Below are 17,226 nucleotides of genomic sequence, written 5' to 3'. Positions count from 1 at the left end.
TGTCTGCCCTCAAGGGTAGCGTTCCTGGGAGCGATGCGCGGTTTTCTACATTCCCGTGCGCCTTTGCCCCTCATCCCCCCAACCCCCTTCTCCCACAAGGGGTTGAAAGGGGGGGACTCGCAGGCAGATTGTCAACCGTTTCCGTTCCACCGAACGCACGGGCCGATCCGTCGGTAGCATGATCATGGAAGGATCGCGAGACACGGAGGATGGTATGTCCCGCACGTCCACAGAACGGTTGCTGCAGCAGCAGATCCAGACCCTCTTCCCGCGCTTGTCGCGTCACCGGCGCCGCGCCCTGGCCCGCTGGGTCTTGGGCGCCCTCTTGGCGGGGAGCGCCAATCGTCCCGCGCTGGCGCCAGCGCTCGCCACTGCCGGGATCGCCCGCGCCGCCACCCTGGCGGACGCCTGGGACGCCTGGATCGCCGCCCCGGCCCATCGCATTGACACCGCCGACCCACCCGCAGCGGGTGCGCCACCGGTGGTCCGTCCGCTGGCGTGCGGCGCCGACCTGCTCCGCTGGATTCGCGCGCACTGGACCGGCGGACCGCTGGTGCTCGGGCTGGATGCCTCCCATCGGCGCGATGACGTCGTTCTGCTGCGCATGAGCGTCCTCTATCGGGGCGCCGCCCTGCCGGTCGCCTGGGTGATCGTCCCGGCGAACCAACCGGGTGCGTGGGAACCGCACTGGGAGCGGATGCTGCGCTGGGCCCGCAGCGCGCTGCCGCTCGACCAGGAGGTCCTCACGCTGGCGGATCAGGGGGTGTGGAGCCCCCGGCTGTGGCACGCCATCCGGTCGCAGCAGTTCCATCCCATCATGCGGGTGCGTACCACGTCGACCTTCGCGCCGACCGGTCAGGTGCGCCAGTCGGTGCTGCGCCTGGCGCCCGGACCGGGGCATGGATGGGTGGGCGTGGGGGTCGCCTTCACGCACGCACCCAAGCGGATTGCGGGCACGCTGGCAGTGGCGTGGGGTGCAGGCCATGCGGAACCGTGGGCGCCGCTCGGCGAGCGTCCAGCCGCGCAGGTGGATGCCGCGTGGTATGCCCTGCGCAGTTGGGACGAGGCGGGCTTCCGCCAAAGTACATCGATGGGCTGGGACTGGCAACGCGGTCAGGTGACGGACCCGGATGCCGTCGCCTGGCAGTATCTGGTGGTGGCGACGGTCACGCTGTGGACGGTGGCCGTCGGCACGCGGATCGACGATGCAGAACCGCAGGGGGTTCCGCCCGGTCGCTTGCGCCGGGCGCCACCGACGACGGGCGCGCCGCCGCGCCGTCGCTGGAGCGGCACGGCGCAGCGGGTGATCAGCCTGCTCCGGCGGGGGGCAGGTCGGCGCCTGCGCTGGTTGCTGGCGCAAGGGCGCTGCTGGGTCCGCTTGTGGTTGCGCCCGGAGCCCTTGCCCAAAATAGGTGACAGCGTAACCATGCATATCTATGACCCGTCCCAATGCCTGAAATCGCCCTAAATCCCCCCCCTTTCAACCCACACGGGGAGAAGGGGGAGTTTGGGCGTCCTGATGGCTGAAACGGGAGATGGTACGCAGGGGCTTGCCAAAAAACCTGCCTTTGTATGGAGATTGAGAAATAAATCCGCTCTACCGTATGAGCCGTCGGGCTCATGGAGATTGAGAAATAAATCCGCTCTACCGCGCTAGCCGTCGGGCTGAAGCCCTCGGCTATGGAATGCGAAGCCCGCCTGCGCGGGCTATAGCGGAATAATTACTCAACGACCATACGCCCTCGGCTATGGAATGCGAAGCCCGCCTGCGCGGGCTATAGCGGAGTAATTGTTCAACGACCATACGCCCTCGGCTATACAAGGCGAAGCCCGCCTGTGCGGGCTACATCGGATTATTTCTTCAAAGTTCATAAGCCCTTGGCTATACAAGGCGAAGCCCACCTGCGCGGGCTATACCGGATTATTTCTTCAAACACTATATAAGGCTGCATGCGGTCAGGATGACCGCGCTCCCAGGCGGTGCGGCAACGCTGGCGCTTGTGGGCGAGACGCCCGCTCACCCAGGCAGTGCGGCGACGCTCACCGTTCCAGAGAGCAAGGCATATTCCAGAACGACTATGCGTTGCCCTGGCAGGAATGTATCCTATCGATCAGGATCTGGTATCGGCGGAAGAGTGACCGGCAACCACCGGTAGCTCCCGGCTATCGGCGGAAGAGTGACCCGAAGTCACCAGTAGCCCCTGGCTGTCAGCGGAAGATAGACCGGGAACAAACGATCCACGACGATCAATCTGACGGGAACGGAAACTGACGCTGTACTGGCGCCCCCGGTTGCCCGTACCGTGACATTGCCTGAATAGATGCCGTTGCTCAGTCCAGCCGGGTTCACGCTGATTCTGGCGCCGCTCCCTGTTTTCTCTGCATTCAACCAGGGCGCATCATGGCTGATCTCCCAGGTAAACGCCGCACATACCGGCGCCACCCGCAAAAATGCAGCAGGCGGAGGGGTTCCATCCCTGGCTGCCAGGAATGTCAGTTCTGTCGGGGATACGAAGAGTTGCATTGGTGTTGTCGCAGCTTCGACCATCCCCGAAAAGCGCACACCGTCCGTGTAGCGCACCCAAACGCCCTGACCGCGATAATTACCGCCCGGCACGTTCCACGTCAATGGACTGGTTATCGGTTGGGGTCTGCTGAAGATGGTCACTGCGTCTACGTAAATATCGGTAGTGCCGCTACGCCAGAACTGGAAGATGAGAAATGGCTCGTTCGGGTTCGAATGAAACGTAAAATCGATTGCGAACTCCTGATACTGGTTGGGCGCGGCAAAATCGACGCCGCGCAGTCGGCGCGGACCATACTCGACACCGCCGCCCTTGACCGTCACCTGCGCTATTTCTTGATTCGAGACGTTACTGCCCGTCTTCAACCGTATGTATGCTGTCATCGGCGTGTCCTTGATGAATGTGGTGTCCCACACCCATGCCGATGTCTCGCCGCTACCCGGCAAGAGTCGATACGCTGTGCCGCCCCAGGCGTCGGGATCACTGATACGTTCACCGGCTCCCCACAACCTGCCAAATGTCGGATAGGTATCATCGGCGATCCACCCCGGACTGAACTGCACCATTGGCAGGCCGCCGCCATCGAGATGGTACAGGGTCACATATGGCTGCGTCGTGCTGAGATGCGCGTCGCTGAGTTCCTGCACTGGCAGCGGTTCTCCCAGGTAAATCGTATCGCTCACCGTTGCGGTGCGATTGAGTGCATCGCGCGTTTTGACATACACGGTGCGCCAGCCCTGACCGCCTTCCAGCGTCCACGTCTTGTGGCTGGCAAACGGCTCCCACGCACGGTCGCTAAAACAGGCATCGTTGCTGACCATCATCTGCGTTGCCGGACCCATGCTCGCAAAACCGCTCTGCTCCGTCCGGTTGTAGATATACAGGTTGACGCTGGGGTTGGAAGTGAAAGGCGCTTCGTTTTCGATAATGACGGGTGCATAGGCGGAATCGACGCCAAATTTTTGCGCGATATAACCGCGCCCATCACCGGAACGTTGGTAGTATCCAAGTCCCACTTCGCGCGAGGCGGGGTCGAGCAAATTGGCGCGATGCCCGGGACTGTTCATCCACCCTTCAATGGCGCCTTCGGGGGGAACGTACCCACAGAACGCATTCTCTGCGCCTGCGAATCCCAGGTACCCGAAGGCGCGCGCCCGGTAGACGGGCCAGTTTCCGTTCGTGTCCTGGTGGCCACAATACCCGATGGGACGATTCTCGGTCGAGTCCCACGCGAACCAGCGCGCTGCAGCGGTCAACTGGCGGTTCCAGCGCAACGGCGGAATGCCATTGGCGCGTCTGGCGAGATTTCCCAGGTGGACTGTACGCGCTTCATTGTAGAGCAGATCGGCGGTCTGATATGCGGGTTCGGCGTGCGCCAGTGCACGAGATGGCGACGGATGTGAATACGGCACGTAATGCGCCAGAGCGATCAGAAGACCAGCCAGAAGGAACAGGTGCAGTAATCGTCGCATCGCCACACCTCGAAGGCGCTATATAATACCCCTGGCATCAAAAACGCCGCGTTCTGAGTATATATCTACACGGATGTCCGCATCAATGCAGATTAATGACTACATCGTTGAGACCCCAGAACAGATCGAACTGGCATACGATATTGCCGGGATCGGCTCGCGGTTTCTGGCGGCGATCATCGACAGCGCGCTGATCATCCTGGCAGAAGTGGCATTGTTTCTTGCAGTCGCTCAGGTCGCTGGCATGCTCCAATTTGCGGAGAGTGTGTGGCTTGCCATCGGAGCAACACTGGGGTTCGTCATCCTCTGGGGATACTATATCGCGTTCGAGTTGACATGGAACGGGCAAAGTCCCGGTAAGCGCCTGATCGGGCTGCGGGTTGTAACCGAAGGGGGGCGCCCGATGACCGTCCTTGGGTCGGTCATTCGGAATCTGATCCGCATTATCGACTTCCTGCCGTTGTTTTACGGCATTGGCGTGATTGCGATGTTTATCGACGGGCGCGCACGGCGGTTGGGCGATCTGGCAGCCGGTACGCTGGTGGTGCGTGAACGCGCCGACGTGACGCTGGAAAGTCTCGTTGCCAACGTAGCGCCGGAGACGCCGCTTCCGCCAGATGATAATGATCTTGCCATCGATGCAGGTCTGTTGACGCCCGACGATTATGCGCTGTTGTGCGACTTTCTCGATCAGCGCCGCGATCTGGCGCCACCCGTGCGTCGGCAACTGGCGATGCAGTTGGGCGAAGGGTTGCAGGTGCGACTCGGTCTTCCGCCTGACGATCCGGAACGGTTGATCGAGCGCGTCGTCCATGCCTGCCGGCTGCGGCGCCTCGAAGAACGGCAGTAATCCGCTGTGAGCAGGGTGAGATTATTCACCTGTACCTGCTGAGCGGCGCAAACGAATGCCGTGCCCGCGCTTCCTGCCAGGATCAATGATGCAACGGTGATCGCCTCCTGATTGCGCTGAATTTGCAAAGGTTTTGCGAAACTTTTAGCAGAACTTAATCGTAGCATCATTCTTTCATTACCTGCATACAATCTTGATCGCATAGACTGCTCCAGGTGGTGTGCCAACGTCAGTAATGCCTGCAAGGAGGAGTGCCCCTTATGCGGTCTATGCGGCTCTTATGTATCGTTCTGGCTGTGATGATCGTCCTCGCAGCCTGCGGATCCGAAGGCGGAAACACGACCGGTACGACCTCGAATGCAAATTCGCCCGTTATTATCGCGTGGTTGCCGAATGAGTCGGGTGCTGAGCTTAATGATGCTCGCGATGCTATCGGCAAAGCAGTAAGTGAAGCTCTTGGTCGTCCAGTCGAGCATCGCACAACCACCGATTACCTGATCGCGGTTGAGGCGCTGGCGAACAACACAGCGCATCTTGGTTTCTTCGGCGCAGAAGCCTATGTACAGGCGCATGCAAAGAACGCTAATGTGATTCCGCTTGTCATCCCGAGTGGCTCTGATGGTCGAGTCGAGACAGCCGTTTACTACAGCTGGCTTGCGGTAGCGCGCGGTCAGGAAGGGGCGTATCAGAAGGATGGCGCCTTTTCGATTGACAATATCCAGGGAAAGCGCTTCTCATTCGTCTCAAGCAGCTCGACCTCCGGCTTTCGCGTACCGGCAGCGGGCATTGTCCGCTACTTCAGTCAGCAGGATCAGTGGAAGAATCTCTCGACTGACGAATTGATCGAAGGTGGTGCGAATAAGTTCTTCGGCGAGGTGTTGTTTGGCGGTTCCCACCAGGGTTCGGCGGTCAACCTTCTGTCGGGCAAGGCGGATGTCGCTTCCTTCTGTGATGTCTGTGTCGGCAATTATGTCGAACTGGTCGAGGGGCAAGAGAATCGTCCTGGCGCTGTGTATCGCGTGCTTGCCAATGCTTCCGAACCGTTTGACAAGTTCCCCGGCGCGGAGTTTGTCATCATCTCATCAACTCCGGTGCTTAATGCACCTTTCGTCGCCAACCGCAGCATGCTGAGCGATGATGAGATCAAGCGGTTGCAGGACGTTCTGACCTCGGACGCCATTGCCAACAATCCGCGTATCTTCGCCACGAAGGCGGAAATTGACGCTGGTTTCAAGCCGCTCTTCCGCAAGACCGATAAAGAGCGGTTCCTTGTGGTTGACGACTCCTTCTTCAATCCGATCCGCGAGCTTGCCGCCCGTTGATACCTTCAGTTCAATGGCGACGCCGGTTCCTCCCCTGTCAGGAACCGGTGTCGCTTAAGGAGGCTCTATGGCTCTGCTCGAAATCGATACGCTCACCAAGCGCTACGGTGGAGAGACGCTCGCGCTTGATTCGGTCAGTTTCTCTGTGCATGACGGAGAATTTGTGGCGATTATCGGTCCTTCCGGCGCCGGGAAGTCGACCTTGCTGCGCTGCATCAACCGATTGATCGATATCAGCGGCGGCGATATTCGCTTTGATGGCATGAGCGTACCACAGTTGCGCGGCGTTGCCCTGCGTCGTCACCGCACCCGGATCGGCATGATCTTTCAACACTACAACCTGGTCAATCGCCTGAGCGTGATTGAAAATGTGCTGCACGGTCGGCTTGGCTACAAAAACACGCTGCAAGGCATTCTTGGTTTGTACAGCGAAGCGGAGAAGCGCGAAGCGGTACGCATCCTCGAGAACCTGGGGCTGAGTGAGCAGATGTACAAACGTTGCGATCAGCTCAGCGGCGGTCAGAAGCAGCGCGTTGGCATTGCTCGTGCGCTGGTGCAACAGCCGAAGATGCTCCTGTGCGACGAGCCGATTGCTTCACTCGATCCGGGTTCGGCGAAGGTGATTATGGATACGCTTCGTGACATCAACGCTACCATGGGCATCACGGTGCTGGTCAATCTCCACCAGGTCGATGTCGCGCTCCGCTATGCCCGGCGGATTATCGGCATCAATCGGGGACAGGTGGTCTACGATGGATCGCCGGATACATTGACCAATGCGCAGATATACCAGATCTACGGCTCAGAAGCCGGTGAACTGATTCTCGATTTGAAGGAACGCTATGCCGCCTGATGTCTTCTTCCGCCGCCGACGGTTGCAATCGCTCCTCTTTTTTGCGGTTCTCGGCGCACTCACCTACGGCAGTATTGCGATCACGCAGTTTGATGTCGTCCAGGGAATTGTGGCGGTTCCACGCGCGTTTGTCTGGGCGGTGGCAAACTTTATCCCCGATGAGCGGGCATGGTCGCGTTTGCCTCGCATTCTGGAAAAGTTGCAGGAGACGGTGCTGGTATCGATTGCTGCATCGACGATTGCGGCGCTGTTTGGGTTAGGGCTTGCGCTGCTTGGCGCCAATACAACGCGCCCCCATCCGTGGTTGAGCCTGCCGGCGCGAGGATTGGCCAGCATCTTTCGCAATATCGATGTCTCGGTCTGGGCGCTCATCCTGCTCTTTTCGTTCGGGCAGAGCGGGTTTACCGGTTTTTTCGCTTTGTTCTTTGTGACTTTCGGCTTCATCACCCGTGTGATGATTGAGACCATTGACGAGATCGGCGCCGACTCGGTGGAGGCGCTGCGGGCGACAGGCGCTGGTTATGGCGCTATCATCAGTCAAAGTGTCATTCCAGCCTGTTTGCCGCAACTGATCAGCTGGCTCCTGTACATGATCGAGACGAATATTCGCAGCGCGACGCTGGTTGGCATCCTTACCGGCACCGGCATCGGCTTTTTGTTTGACCTCTATTTCAAGAACTTCAGTTATGGTTCGGCGAGCCTGGTGGTCCTTGTCACGGTTGTCACTGTGATACTGATCGAGATGCTCTCGAACTCCATCCGCAGGACGATACTGTAATGGAAACAACAGTTCCCGCCCGTCGCATCAGAGTGCGACCGCGCAATGCCGCCAATATTGCTATTCAAGCGACCCTGATAGTATTGGCGATTCTGACCGTGTATGGTCTGGTCACCATTGACACCCGCAATATCGATGTCTTCACTGCGCTGAGCGATATGTTCAACAACTTCCGGGTTGTCCTGATCGAAGCGCGGCTGAAAAACCTGAGTTGGTTGGATGTGTTTCGCGAATTGATGGTTACGGTGGGCCTGGGCTTGCTCACCACCGTATTGGGCGCGGCGATTGCGTTCTTTCTCGCCCTGATTGCAGCACAGAATCTGGCGCCACGGCGGGTTACCGGTGTGGTCAAGGGGGTGATGGCTTTTATTCGAGCTGTACCGACAGTGCTCTGGGTGTTGTTCTTCGCGGTCACGGCAGGTTTGGGGAGTATCGCAGCAGTAATCGGGATGACGTTTCACACGATTGGCTATCTGGTCAAGGCGTATGCTGAGACATTCGAAGAGTTGGACGCGGGAGTGCTCGAAGCGCTGCGGGCGAGTGGAGCAAACTGGTGGCAGATGGTCTTTCAAGCAGTGACGCCGTCGTCGGCGTCAGCCCTGCTCTCCTGGACGTTCGTGCGCTTTGAGATCAATTTCTCTGTGGCGATCGCCATGGGCGCTGTTGCCGGCGCTGGCGGTATTGGTTTCGATATGTTCATGGCCAGTTCCTTCTATCTCGACCTGCGTGAATTGGGTGTCTTTACCTACGCTGTGCTGATATTCGCTATTCTCCTGGAACTGGTTGCTACCCGGCTGAAAGGGTTCGTCGGGTTTCAGCGTCCATACTGATAAACGAAGGATACCTGGTCGTGCTTACCGAATCGCATATCCTCAGTTGCAGTCCGCCGCACCTTGTTTGCGAACTGGCTGAAGCCATCCTGGCGCGGTATGACCGCAGCGCAGTAGTGTTTCTCAGCGGACCGCGCTCCGTGCTGGTGCAGTTGCGGATGGTTGAGGGTGTTGCCGAAACAGTCTTCAACGCTGGCGAGATTCTCGCAACCGAGACACGCCTGGAACTAAACGGGCAGTTTGGATTCGGAATGGTGATCGGTCGCAACCCCGATCATGCGACAGCGCTGGCGATCCTCGACGCCGCGCTTCGGATGCCGGGCGATCCGCACGCCGATCTTCGCCCTCGGATTGCTGAATTGGGACGCGCGCTCGGCGCTGTGTACGAACAACGTTTTGCCGCCGCCGCTGCGACGCGGGTTGCATTTGAGACGTTCTGAACTATGAGAATCGTCGTTCCTTCTCCGGGTCCGCTGGAACGCTTCAACGGTCGCGTGTTCCGTGTTCTGCTCGACTGTCTGGCTCGTCCCGGACGTGTCGGCACATTACCCGATCCGCCGTTGACCGATCCGCCGTCGCTCGACGATGGCGACATCCCCAACCCGGTAGCGGTCGCTGCCTGTATGAGCCTGCTCGATCAAACGGTGAGTTTCGCTCAGGCGGCAGGCACGATCTGGCTGTCTGCAGATCATCCATTGACACGCTGGATCACGCTGCGCAGCAACGCTCAGCCGGTTCCAGCCCCGATAGCGGACTTTGCCCTTTTGCACACACCGGCAAGTGTGGCGCTGTTGGAAGAACTCAAACAAGGGACGCTCATCTGCCCCGAACATAGTTGCACCGTGTTTCTGTGCGTACCGGAGATCATCGCCGGCGGCGCGACTCTGCGCCTGAGCGGACCGGGTATTGCCGGTCAGACAATGATTGGTCTACCAGGAATGACACGGACTGAGATCGCTGCCCTGGCAGACCGGCCCGGACGATTTCCACTGGGGATCGATATCTTTCTCATTGACCGCCATCAGCACTGTGCGGGTTTGCCGCGCACCGTGCAGATTGCGTGTTGGGACGTATAGGAGCCGCGAACGATGGGTTACGTTGCTGTGCGCGGCGGCGCCGACGCTGTTGCCCGCGCCGAGGAATTGGTCGAGTGTTTGCGATTGATCGGCGGCAGCACCCCGTTGCACCTGCCGCAGATCCGCGACCAACTCCGCCACGCGGTCAGTCGGGCAATGCACGAGGGGGCGCTCTATGCACCACTCCTCGCAGCACTGGCGGTAAAGCAGGCCGAGGGTGATAGCATCGAAGCCGCTTTCCTCCTCCGCGCTTACCGCACGACGCTCCCACGGGTGATGGCGTCGTTACCGTCTTCGGGACGCGACATGATGTGCCTGCGTCGCATTTCGGCGTCGTTCAAGGACATTCCCGGCGGTCAGGTGCTCGGACCTGCGACCGATTATCTGATCCGGCTTTTGCGTCCCGAACTTGTCGATGAAGATATGACTGCGGTTGTTCGTGCCGGTGAACGCTATGCTGCACTCGCGGAAATCGGCGGTCATCGTGCAGGTGAATGGGGGCGATTTCCGAAAGTCGCCGATTATATGCGTCAGGAACGAATGATTGTTGATGTGCCGTCTGAGCCGGTGCAGGCTGAGCCATATGACATCACCCGCGAACCGCTCGTGTTTCCCTGCCCGCGCAGCGCTCGCCTTCAGGCGCTGATGCAAGCCGACACCGGCAGTGTCATGAGCCTTGCGTACAGCAGTGTCCGTGGCTACGGCGATGCCCACCCGACGCTGATCGAACTGCGCTACGGCTTCCTTGCCGTACAGGTGGCGCATCCCCTCACCGGCGAACCGATCACAATTGGCGAGATTGAGGCTACCGAGGCTGAGATTGCTTCAAAAGCGCACAGCGTCACCAACCATGCTCAACCACCGCGCTTCAATGCTGGCTACGGCTTTGCCTTCGGGCAAAGCGAACTCAAAGTCATGAGCACGGCGATCCTCGATAGCGTCTTGACCCAGGCTCGCGCCGGCAGCCTCAGCGGTGAGACGGGTCCTGCGGCTGACGAAGAGTTTGTGTTGCTCCACAGCGATGGTATCGAAGCCAGCGGGTTTGTGTCTCATTTCAAATTACCGCACTATGTCACGTTTGCAGCCGACCTGAGCGTGCTCGAACGCGCCCGCGATCACGCCGCCCGGCGTCGTTCGCGTCTCGGTGAGCTGGTTGATCAGGCGTTGGAGGAACAGCCGTGAGCACATCTCTTGACCGGTTATACAATTTTGCCCTGCTCGATGAAGACGCGAAGCGCGAGATCCGGCGCAGCCTGCTGAAAGCCGTGGCGCTGCCCGGTCACCTGGTTCCGTTCGCCAGTCGCGACCTGCCGATTGCCCGCGGTTGGGGCACCGGCGGGCTTCAGATCACCATGTCGATCATTACCCCGGACGATACGCCGAAAGTGATCGATCAGGGTGACGACGATAGTGTGAATGCGGTCAATCTGCGCCGCCTGATCACGCGCACAACCGGCGTTAACACAACGGTCGATACTGCCGAAGCCACGATCATTCAGACTCGCCACCGCATTCCAGAAGAGTCGCTGCGCGCCGACCAGATTCTGGTCTTGCAGGTGCCGATGGCCGATCCGCTGCGCTGGGTCGAGCCGAATCTGGAGCGGGCGACGGTTATGCACAGTGAGGCCAATTACGGCAAGATGTGGGTCTATATGTACGAAAGTGTCGTGCGGGCCGGCGACCTGCGGATTGCCAGTCAGTATCCGGTGCTGGTGAACCGCCGTTATCTCATGGATAGTACGCCGATTCCGCGCTGGGATGTGCCCAAACTCCATATGGCCGAGACGTTGTATCTGTTTGGCGCAGGTCGTGAAAAGCGCATCTATGCCGTTCCTCCGTACACAATCGTGGAACCGCTCCAGTTCGACGACTACCCTTTTCGCACCGAATACCAACCCGGTCAGCGCTGCGCCCGTTGCGGCGCGGAGCACACGTTTCTCACGCATCATTTTGTCGCCGACGCCGGCGGCGGGCGTTGGGAAGCAACCTGTTCGGATACGGCATATTGCGCCAGGCGGCGCGCACAGGCGGAGGCGCTGCTATGACAATGGAGAACTGGCTCTTACGTCTCGAGCGCCTGCACAAGCATTTCGGTCCAACCTGCCCCGACTGTCGCCGTTTGACAGGACCGGATGTCGGTCGGTCGCGCTGCCCGCGCTGCGGTACGGTATGGGCGTGCGTTGATATCAACCTGCACCTGTACGCTGGCGAAGTGTTGGGGATCGTTGGTGAAAGCGGCAGCGGCAAGAGCACCCTGCTCCAGATGGTCTACCTGGCGCTACGCCCCGACAGTGGTCACATCTGGTTCCGCGAAGCAGATGGAACGGTGTGCGATCTCGTTACTCTCGACCGGTATGAAACCCGTCTCTTTCGCAATACCCGGCTCGGTATTGTCTGCCAGCGTCCGGAGCTGGGACTCAATATGCGCTTTTCGGTGGGCGGCAATGTGGCCGAAAAGTTGCTCCTGGCTGAATGGCGCCACTTTGATCGCATCCGGGTGCGGACGCTCGAATTGATGACCAGGACTGAGTTGCCGCCTGAGCGCATCGACGATGAGCCGGCGACCTTCAGTGGTGGAATGCTCCAACGGGTTCAGATTGCAAAAGCGCTGGCCATCCATCCGACGCTGCTCCTGCTCGACGAGATAACCAGTGGGCTTGATGTTTCGGTCCAGGCGCGCGTCCTCGACCTTTTACGCCGCATCCAGTGGGAAGATCGGATGACGATGCTGCTGGTTTCGCACGATCTGGGTGTGGTGCGTCAGCTTGCCCGCCGCACCATCGTGATGAAAAACGGCGCAATCATTGAGGCCGGTCTGACCGATCAGATCCTGGAAGATCCGCAGCACCCGTATACGCAACTCCTCGTCTCGTCGGCATTATGAGGGAGAACGGCGTGAGAACGCATGGTCACAGCATGCTAACCGCGTGTCAACTCGGAGAGGCGTCTCCTGTCGCATGAACCATTTGCTTGAAGTGCACAACCTGTATAAATCGTTTACCCTGCACCTGATCGACGGCCGTACTATCACACCGGTACGCGACGTCAGCTTTACGGTAGCCGCCGGGGAACATCTGCTCATCCACGGTCGCAGCGGCTTGGGGAAAACGAGCATCCTGAAGTGTATCTATCGAACGTACCTGCCGACATCCGGCGCAATCTGGTTCGAGTCGCAGCATGTTGGTCGGATCGATCTCAGTCGCGCCGAAGAAAGCGTGATCTTGCATCTCCGTGAGCACGAGATCGGCTTCTGCTCGCAGTTTCTGCGCGTCCTGCCCCGCGTTTCGGCGCTTGATACCATCTGCGAACCGTTGTACCGGCAGCAGATGGATCGCGGGGAAGCACACGCCATCGGGGAGGAATGGCTGCATCGGTTAGGGATCGCGCCTGAACTGTGGCAGGCCAGCCCCATAACGTTCAGCGGCGGTGAGCAGCAGCGCATCAATCTGGGACGCGCGTTTATTGCGCGACCACGACTGTTGTTGCTCGACGAGCCGACTGCCAGCCTCGATGAGGCAACCAGGCAGGTGGTGATCGACATGATCCGGGCCGCGCAGGCTGAAGGAACGGCCATTATCAGCGTCTCCCATGATCTGTCTGGTTTGGGTCCGTGCGCCGACCGGCAATGGACATTTCAACCAGGGAGGTAAGGTGTGCGATTTCTGTTAGCCAACGCAACCATTGTGCTTCCTGATCGCGTGGTGGAAGAAGGTTGGGTCGTTATCGATCGGGATCGGATCGGTTCAATCGGCTGCGGCGCTTACCCGCAGACTCCCACGATGCCACACTTCGATCTTGACGGCGCATATCTCTTCCCTGGACTTGTCGATCTCCACTGCGACGCGATTGAAAAACTGGTGCAACCGCGCCCCGGTGTTGAGATCGAAGCAGGCATTGCGCTCCATGCCGCCGACCGTCTTTTACTTGGCTGTGGCGTGACCTGCCAGTTGCACGCGCTCTCACTCGATGATGCCGAATTTGGGGTGCGCAGTGATCGCTTCATGCACGATTTTCTCCATCGTCTGAGTATGGATCGGCACTGCGGCGCCCGGCATATGGTCCATGCCCGCGTTGAGGTCAGCAGTCAGCGTGGTCTGGAAGCGCTGAAGACGATGCTCGGTCACCCGTTTTTGCGCCTTATCTCGATTATGGATCACAGTCCGGGACAGGGCCAGTATGCGAATGAGCAGATGTTCCGGGCATATGTCGCCCAAACCAGCGGTCGGAGTGATGCCGAAATCGACGAGATTCTGGTTCGCAAACGCGCTTCACAGGCTGATATTCCTCGTCGGATCAGGCAGGTGGTTGAACTGGCAGCGCGCCACAATTTGCCTGTCGCCAGTCACGATGATGATACACCGGCAAAAGTGGCGCAATGGGTCGAATACGGTCTGCGCATTGCCGAATTCCCCACGACGATGGAAGCTGCACAGGCTGCACACGCTGCCGGTATGGCCGTCGGTATGGGGGCGCCGAACGTCCTGCGAGGAAAGTCCAGCGGCGGAAACCTGAGCGCAATCACTGCTATCGAAGCTGGTGCGGTCGATTGGCTTTGCGCCGATTACTATCCGGCTTCTCTTTTGCCGGTCATCTTTCGGCTCGTTGACCGCGGTACGCTCGATCTTCCCGCTGCTGTCGCTTTGATCAGCCGCAACCCGGCGCGTGCCGCCGGACTCGATCATCTCATTGGCAGCATCCGTCCTGGTCTGCTTGCCGATCTGATCGTCGTGCAGCGGGTGCCCGATCCGGTGGTGCAGCACGTCTTTGTCGGCGGTCGCCTGGTGTACACATGGACGGAACAGAGTGGGACGCTTCCCTTTATCCATCAGCAGGCAGCGGGCGAATCTCTGCCACTGCGGTGAGCAGCGCAATGCCTGTCGTCAACTCTTTCGGGACGACTGTGAACAGCAGTGTCAGGGAATGCCGCTCACCCTCCGGCTGGAAATGTGCAGACAGGTACACGCTCCTCTTACCCTCCGCCGATGGCTTTTGCCAGGCGTAGTGTCCTGGCGTGGATGTCCACCGTGTCGGCAATGTTGCGGGCATAGCCGCCCGCCATGGTGATCGCTACCGGAATGCCCGCACTGCGACAGGCTTCCAGAACCATCCGGTCACGCTCCAGCAGCCCCATTTTTGTTACCTTCAGGCGTCCAAGCCGATCATCCTCGTAGGGGTCAGCGCCTGCCAGATAAATTGCAAGATCGGCGCAACTCTGCTCGATCGCCTGGTACAGCCCCTGCTCCAGCGCTGCCAGGTACACCGCGTCACCGGTTCCGTCCTCCAGCGCAATGTCGAGATTGCTGCGCTCTTTGCGAAAGGGATAGTTCTTCGCGCCGTGGATGGAAAAGGAGAAGATCGTCTCGTCACCGGCAAGGATGGCGGCGATCCCATTCCCCTGATGCACATCGCAGTCGATGATAACGACGCGTCGGACGCGCCCTTCCGCCTGCATGACGCGGGCTGCGATCACGCTGTCGTTGAAGACGCAATACCCCTCGCCGTGGTCGGCGAAGGCGTGGTGGGTGCCGCCTGCCAGGCTTGCCGCGATCCCATCGCCGCTCAATGCAGTGCGACAGGCGGCAATCGTTGCGCCGACCGAACGGCGTGAGCGTTCAACCAGGTGCGGCGACCAGGGAAATCCGATCTGCCGCATCTCGCGGTCGCTCATCGCGCCGATCTGGATGCGGTGCAGGTAATCGGCAGTGTGCGCCCGCAGAATGTCGCGGTCGTCGGCGGCTGCGGGAACGATCAACTCACCCAGACCTTCGGCAGACGCCCGTTCGCGCAGCATGGCGTATTTTGTTATCGGGAAGCGATGTCCTTCCGGTAAGGGCAGGACAAAGGTGTCGGAGTAGAAAAGTTTCATGATTCCTCTGGCAACATGGCGCGCACCTGTTCCAGCGTGTCGGCATCAGCCGGACGCTTGTCGCGCCGCCAGCGCAGGATGCGCGGGAAGCGCACCGCAATTCCCGATTTGTGACGATTCGAGCGCTGAATACCCTCGAATGCCAGTTCAAAGACCAGCTCCGGAGTGACGGTGCGCACCGGTCCAAACTTTTCCAGTGTATTGCGTCTTACGAATGCGTCAACCTGCCGGATCTCCTCGTCGGTCAGCCCGGAATACGCTTTGGCGAACGGCGTCAACCGGTCGCCGTCCCACACGGCGAAGGTGTAGTCGGTGTAGAGACTGGCGCGCTTGCCGCTGCCGCGCTGCGCATAGATCAGCACCGCATCGATGGTGTAGGGCGCGACTTTCCACTTCCACCAGTCGCCGCGCACCCGCCCGACACGGTACGGTGAACTGCGACGCTTGAGCATCAGACCTTCGACATTGCGTTCGCGCGATGTGGCCCACTGCGCCGCAAGATCGTCCCAATCTGCCGCGACGACCACCGGCGAAATCAGGAGCGCCTGATTGCCCGGCACACAGGTTGCGATCAGGCGTTCGAGTTCCGCCCGACGCCGCTCCAGCGGCTGATTGCGCACATCGACGCCGTTGAGTTCGAGCAGATCATACGCCAGCAACGCAACCGGCGCTTCGTCCAGGATAGCCTTCGTCAGGTTCCTGCGTCCGATCCGACGCTGCAACTGCGCGAAGGGGAGCACGACGCCATCCTTCCAAGGCAATACCTCGCCGTCGATGACGATGCCATCGGGGAGCAGCGCGCCAATCGCTGCAATTTCGGGGAAACGGTCGGTGATCAGTTCCTCGCCGCGCGACCAGAGAAATGTCCGCCCGGCGCGGCGGATCAACTGACTCCGGATGCCGTCCCATTTCCACTCCGCCTGCCATTCATCGATTGGTCCGAGGGTTTCGGGATCGGCATCGAGCGGGTGCGCCAGACAGAAGGGGTAGGGCCGACTCACATCGGCGTCGGTTGTGTCACGCGCCAGGAGCGTCCGGTAGAATGTCTCCGACGGGGTCCATTCACCCATCAGACGATGCGCAATCGTGGACGAATCGACGCCACTGACACGGGCAAGCGCGCGCACCACCAGTTGCTGTGAGACGCCAACCCGAAATGCACCGGTGATCAATTTGTTCCATACAAAGCGTTCTGTTCCGCCAAGCGTCGCCCACACCGCCTGCACAATCGCGCGTTGCATCGTTTCGTCCTGGTCGCGCAGGGGGAGCAGCACCTCCTCAACCCAGCGGTGGAGTGGTTGTGGACCTTCAAACGGCAGAACGGAACGGTCGACGTCCACCGTCCACTCGTCCGGCTCCAGCAGAAGCAGCGTGACCGTCTCGGCAAAGTCGCCGACGGCATCGTAACACTCGCCGAAGAGCCAGTCGGGAATGCCAGCCGCTTCGACTGCCCAGGCGCGCAGTGTTGGCAAAGGCACAGCCTGCCGCACTCGCCGACCGATAAGGAAAAAGATCGCCCACGCAGCGTCAGCCGGTTCTGAGCGCTCAAAGTAGCGCGTCAGCGCCTCGATTTTCACGCTGGTTCGGGTGGTTTCATCGAGTGTGGCGTAGAGTTGTGCAAATGTGTGCATAAATACAGGTATGTGCGTCTCCA

16 protein-coding genes are annotated in these 17,226 nt (G+C 59.9%); 13 read left to right on the top strand and 3 right to left on the bottom strand.

Annotation, left to right across the window (positions count from 1 at the left end):
* Nucleotides 1–214 precede the first annotated feature (214 nt).
* Complete coding sequence (locus tag ROSERS_RS08265; RefSeq protein ID WP_011956339.1) at nt 215–1,468, top strand: hypothetical protein; 1,254 nt, start codon at nt 215–217, stop codon at nt 1,466–1,468.
* A gap of 720 nt (nt 1,469–2,188) precedes the next feature.
* Here the strand turns inward: ROSERS_RS08265 and ROSERS_RS24060 are convergent.
* Nucleotides 2,189–3,997 carry a CAP domain-containing protein gene (locus tag ROSERS_RS24060; protein WP_011956338.1) on the bottom strand — a complete coding sequence of 603 codons (1,809 nt, stop codon included), beginning with the start codon at nt 3,995–3,997 and terminating at the stop codon, nt 2,189–2,191.
* A gap of 85 nt (nt 3,998–4,082) precedes the next feature.
* On the opposite strand from ROSERS_RS24060, the gene ROSERS_RS08255 reads away from it, so the two are divergent.
* From ROSERS_RS08255 to ROSERS_RS08200, 12 genes are all read left to right on the top strand, one after another.
* A complete protein-coding gene (locus tag ROSERS_RS08255; RefSeq protein WP_157041009.1) occupies nt 4,083–4,847 on the top strand; it encodes an RDD family protein in 765 nt (254 codons plus the stop codon).
* A gap of 260 nt (nt 4,848–5,107) precedes the next feature.
* Nucleotides 5,108–6,169, top strand: a complete 1,062-nt coding sequence (locus ROSERS_RS08250) for a phosphate/phosphite/phosphonate ABC transporter substrate-binding protein (RefSeq protein WP_011956336.1) — start codon at nt 5,108–5,110, stop codon at nt 6,167–6,169.
* 67 nt (nt 6,170–6,236) lie between these two features.
* Complete coding sequence (gene phnC, locus ROSERS_RS08245) at nt 6,237–7,022, top strand: phosphonate ABC transporter ATP-binding protein (protein ID WP_011956335.1); 786 nt, start codon at nt 6,237–6,239, stop codon at nt 7,020–7,022.
* Complete coding sequence (phnE, locus tag ROSERS_RS08240; protein ID WP_011956334.1) at nt 7,012–7,800, top strand: phosphonate ABC transporter, permease protein PhnE; 789 nt, start codon at nt 7,012–7,014, stop codon at nt 7,798–7,800. The genes phnC and phnE overlap by 11 nt, the downstream gene beginning before the upstream one ends.
* The gene (locus ROSERS_RS08235) at nt 7,800–8,630 is read left to right on the top strand and encodes a PhnE/PtxC family ABC transporter permease (RefSeq protein ID WP_011956333.1); all 831 of its coding nucleotides are present in this window, start codon (nt 7,800–7,802) and stop codon (nt 8,628–8,630) included. Before phnE ends, ROSERS_RS08235 begins: the two co-directional genes overlap by 1 nt.
* A gap of 20 nt (nt 8,631–8,650) precedes the next feature.
* A complete protein-coding gene (gene phnG, locus ROSERS_RS08230) occupies nt 8,651–9,070 on the top strand; it encodes a phosphonate C-P lyase system protein PhnG (RefSeq protein ID WP_011956332.1) in 420 nt (139 codons plus the stop codon).
* A 3-nt stretch (nt 9,071–9,073) separates the two neighbouring features.
* Entirely contained in the window at nt 9,074–9,706 is a 633-nt protein-coding gene (gene phnH / locus ROSERS_RS08225) for a phosphonate C-P lyase system protein PhnH (protein WP_011956331.1), read from the top strand.
* 12 nt (nt 9,707–9,718) lie between these two features.
* Nucleotides 9,719–10,888, top strand: coding sequence for a carbon-phosphorus lyase complex subunit PhnI (locus ROSERS_RS08220; RefSeq protein ID WP_011956330.1), 1,170 nt, complete (start codon nt 9,719–9,721; stop codon nt 10,886–10,888).
* A complete protein-coding gene (locus tag ROSERS_RS08215; RefSeq protein ID WP_011956329.1) occupies nt 10,885–11,751 on the top strand; it encodes an alpha-D-ribose 1-methylphosphonate 5-phosphate C-P-lyase PhnJ in 867 nt (288 codons plus the stop codon). Before ROSERS_RS08220 ends, ROSERS_RS08215 begins: the two co-directional genes overlap by 4 nt.
* Nucleotides 11,748–12,590: an ATP-binding cassette domain-containing protein gene (locus ROSERS_RS08210; protein ID WP_011956328.1), complete on the top strand. Its 843-nt coding sequence runs from the start codon at nt 11,748–11,750 to the stop codon at nt 12,588–12,590. Before ROSERS_RS08215 ends, ROSERS_RS08210 begins: the two co-directional genes overlap by 4 nt.
* 73 nt (nt 12,591–12,663) lie before the next feature.
* Nucleotides 12,664–13,356: a phosphonate C-P lyase system protein PhnL gene (locus ROSERS_RS08205; protein WP_011956327.1), complete on the top strand. Its 693-nt coding sequence runs from the start codon at nt 12,664–12,666 to the stop codon at nt 13,354–13,356.
* 3 nt (nt 13,357–13,359) lie between these two features.
* Complete coding sequence (locus ROSERS_RS08200; protein ID WP_011956326.1) at nt 13,360–14,568, top strand: alpha-D-ribose 1-methylphosphonate 5-triphosphate diphosphatase; 1,209 nt, start codon at nt 13,360–13,362, stop codon at nt 14,566–14,568.
* Between the two features lie 107 nt (nt 14,569–14,675).
* Here the strand turns inward: ROSERS_RS08200 and ROSERS_RS08195 are convergent, their stop codons facing one another.
* A complete protein-coding gene (locus ROSERS_RS08195; RefSeq protein WP_011956325.1) occupies nt 14,676–15,572 on the bottom strand; it encodes a histone deacetylase family protein in 897 nt (298 codons plus the stop codon).
* Nucleotides 15,569–17,203 (bottom strand): ATP-dependent DNA ligase, encoded by a 1,635-nt coding sequence (locus tag ROSERS_RS08190; RefSeq protein ID WP_041333326.1) that lies wholly within the window; start codon nt 17,201–17,203, stop codon nt 15,569–15,571. Before ROSERS_RS08190 ends, ROSERS_RS08195 begins: the two co-directional genes overlap by 4 nt.
* Nucleotides 17,204–17,226 lie beyond the last annotated feature (23 nt).

The sequence above is a fragment of the Roseiflexus sp. RS-1 genome, assembly GCF_000016665.1.
In the GTDB taxonomy this organism is placed as follows: Bacteria; Chloroflexota; Chloroflexia; order Chloroflexales; family Roseiflexaceae; genus Roseiflexus.
Note: the sequence above shows the minus strand (reverse complement) of the source record. Positions and strands in the feature narration are given on the sequence as shown.

What these genes read in the sequence shown, in the direction of transcription:
- ROSERS_RS08265 (WP_011956339.1), top strand. Translation starts at nt 215, where the DNA reads ATGTCCCGCACGTCCACAGAACGGTTGCTGCAGCAGCAGATCCAGACC.
- ROSERS_RS24060 (WP_011956338.1), bottom strand. Translation starts at nt 3,997, where the DNA reads ATGCGACGATTACTGCACCTGTTCCTTCTGGCTGGTCTTCTGATCGCT.
- ROSERS_RS08255 (WP_157041009.1), top strand. Translation starts at nt 4,083, where the DNA reads ATGCAGATTAATGACTACATCGTTGAGACCCCAGAACAGATCGAACTG.
- ROSERS_RS08250 (WP_011956336.1), top strand. Translation starts at nt 5,108, where the DNA reads ATGCGGTCTATGCGGCTCTTATGTATCGTTCTGGCTGTGATGATCGTC.
- phnC (WP_011956335.1), top strand. Translation starts at nt 6,237, where the DNA reads ATGGCTCTGCTCGAAATCGATACGCTCACCAAGCGCTACGGTGGAGAG.
- phnE (WP_011956334.1), top strand. Translation starts at nt 7,012, where the DNA reads ATGCCGCCTGATGTCTTCTTCCGCCGCCGACGGTTGCAATCGCTCCTC.
- ROSERS_RS08235 (WP_011956333.1), top strand. Translation starts at nt 7,800, where the DNA reads ATGGAAACAACAGTTCCCGCCCGTCGCATCAGAGTGCGACCGCGCAAT.
- phnH (WP_011956331.1), top strand. Translation starts at nt 9,074, where the DNA reads ATGAGAATCGTCGTTCCTTCTCCGGGTCCGCTGGAACGCTTCAACGGT.
- ROSERS_RS08220 (WP_011956330.1), top strand. Translation starts at nt 9,719, where the DNA reads ATGGGTTACGTTGCTGTGCGCGGCGGCGCCGACGCTGTTGCCCGCGCC.
- ROSERS_RS08210 (WP_011956328.1), top strand. Translation starts at nt 11,748, where the DNA reads ATGACAATGGAGAACTGGCTCTTACGTCTCGAGCGCCTGCACAAGCAT.
- ROSERS_RS08205 (WP_011956327.1), top strand. Translation starts at nt 12,664, where the DNA reads ATGAACCATTTGCTTGAAGTGCACAACCTGTATAAATCGTTTACCCTG.
- ROSERS_RS08195 (WP_011956325.1), bottom strand. Translation starts at nt 15,572, where the DNA reads ATGAAACTTTTCTACTCCGACACCTTTGTCCTGCCCTTACCGGAAGGA.
- ROSERS_RS08190 (WP_041333326.1), bottom strand. Translation starts at nt 17,203, where the DNA reads ATGCACACATTTGCACAACTCTACGCCACACTCGATGAAACCACCCGA.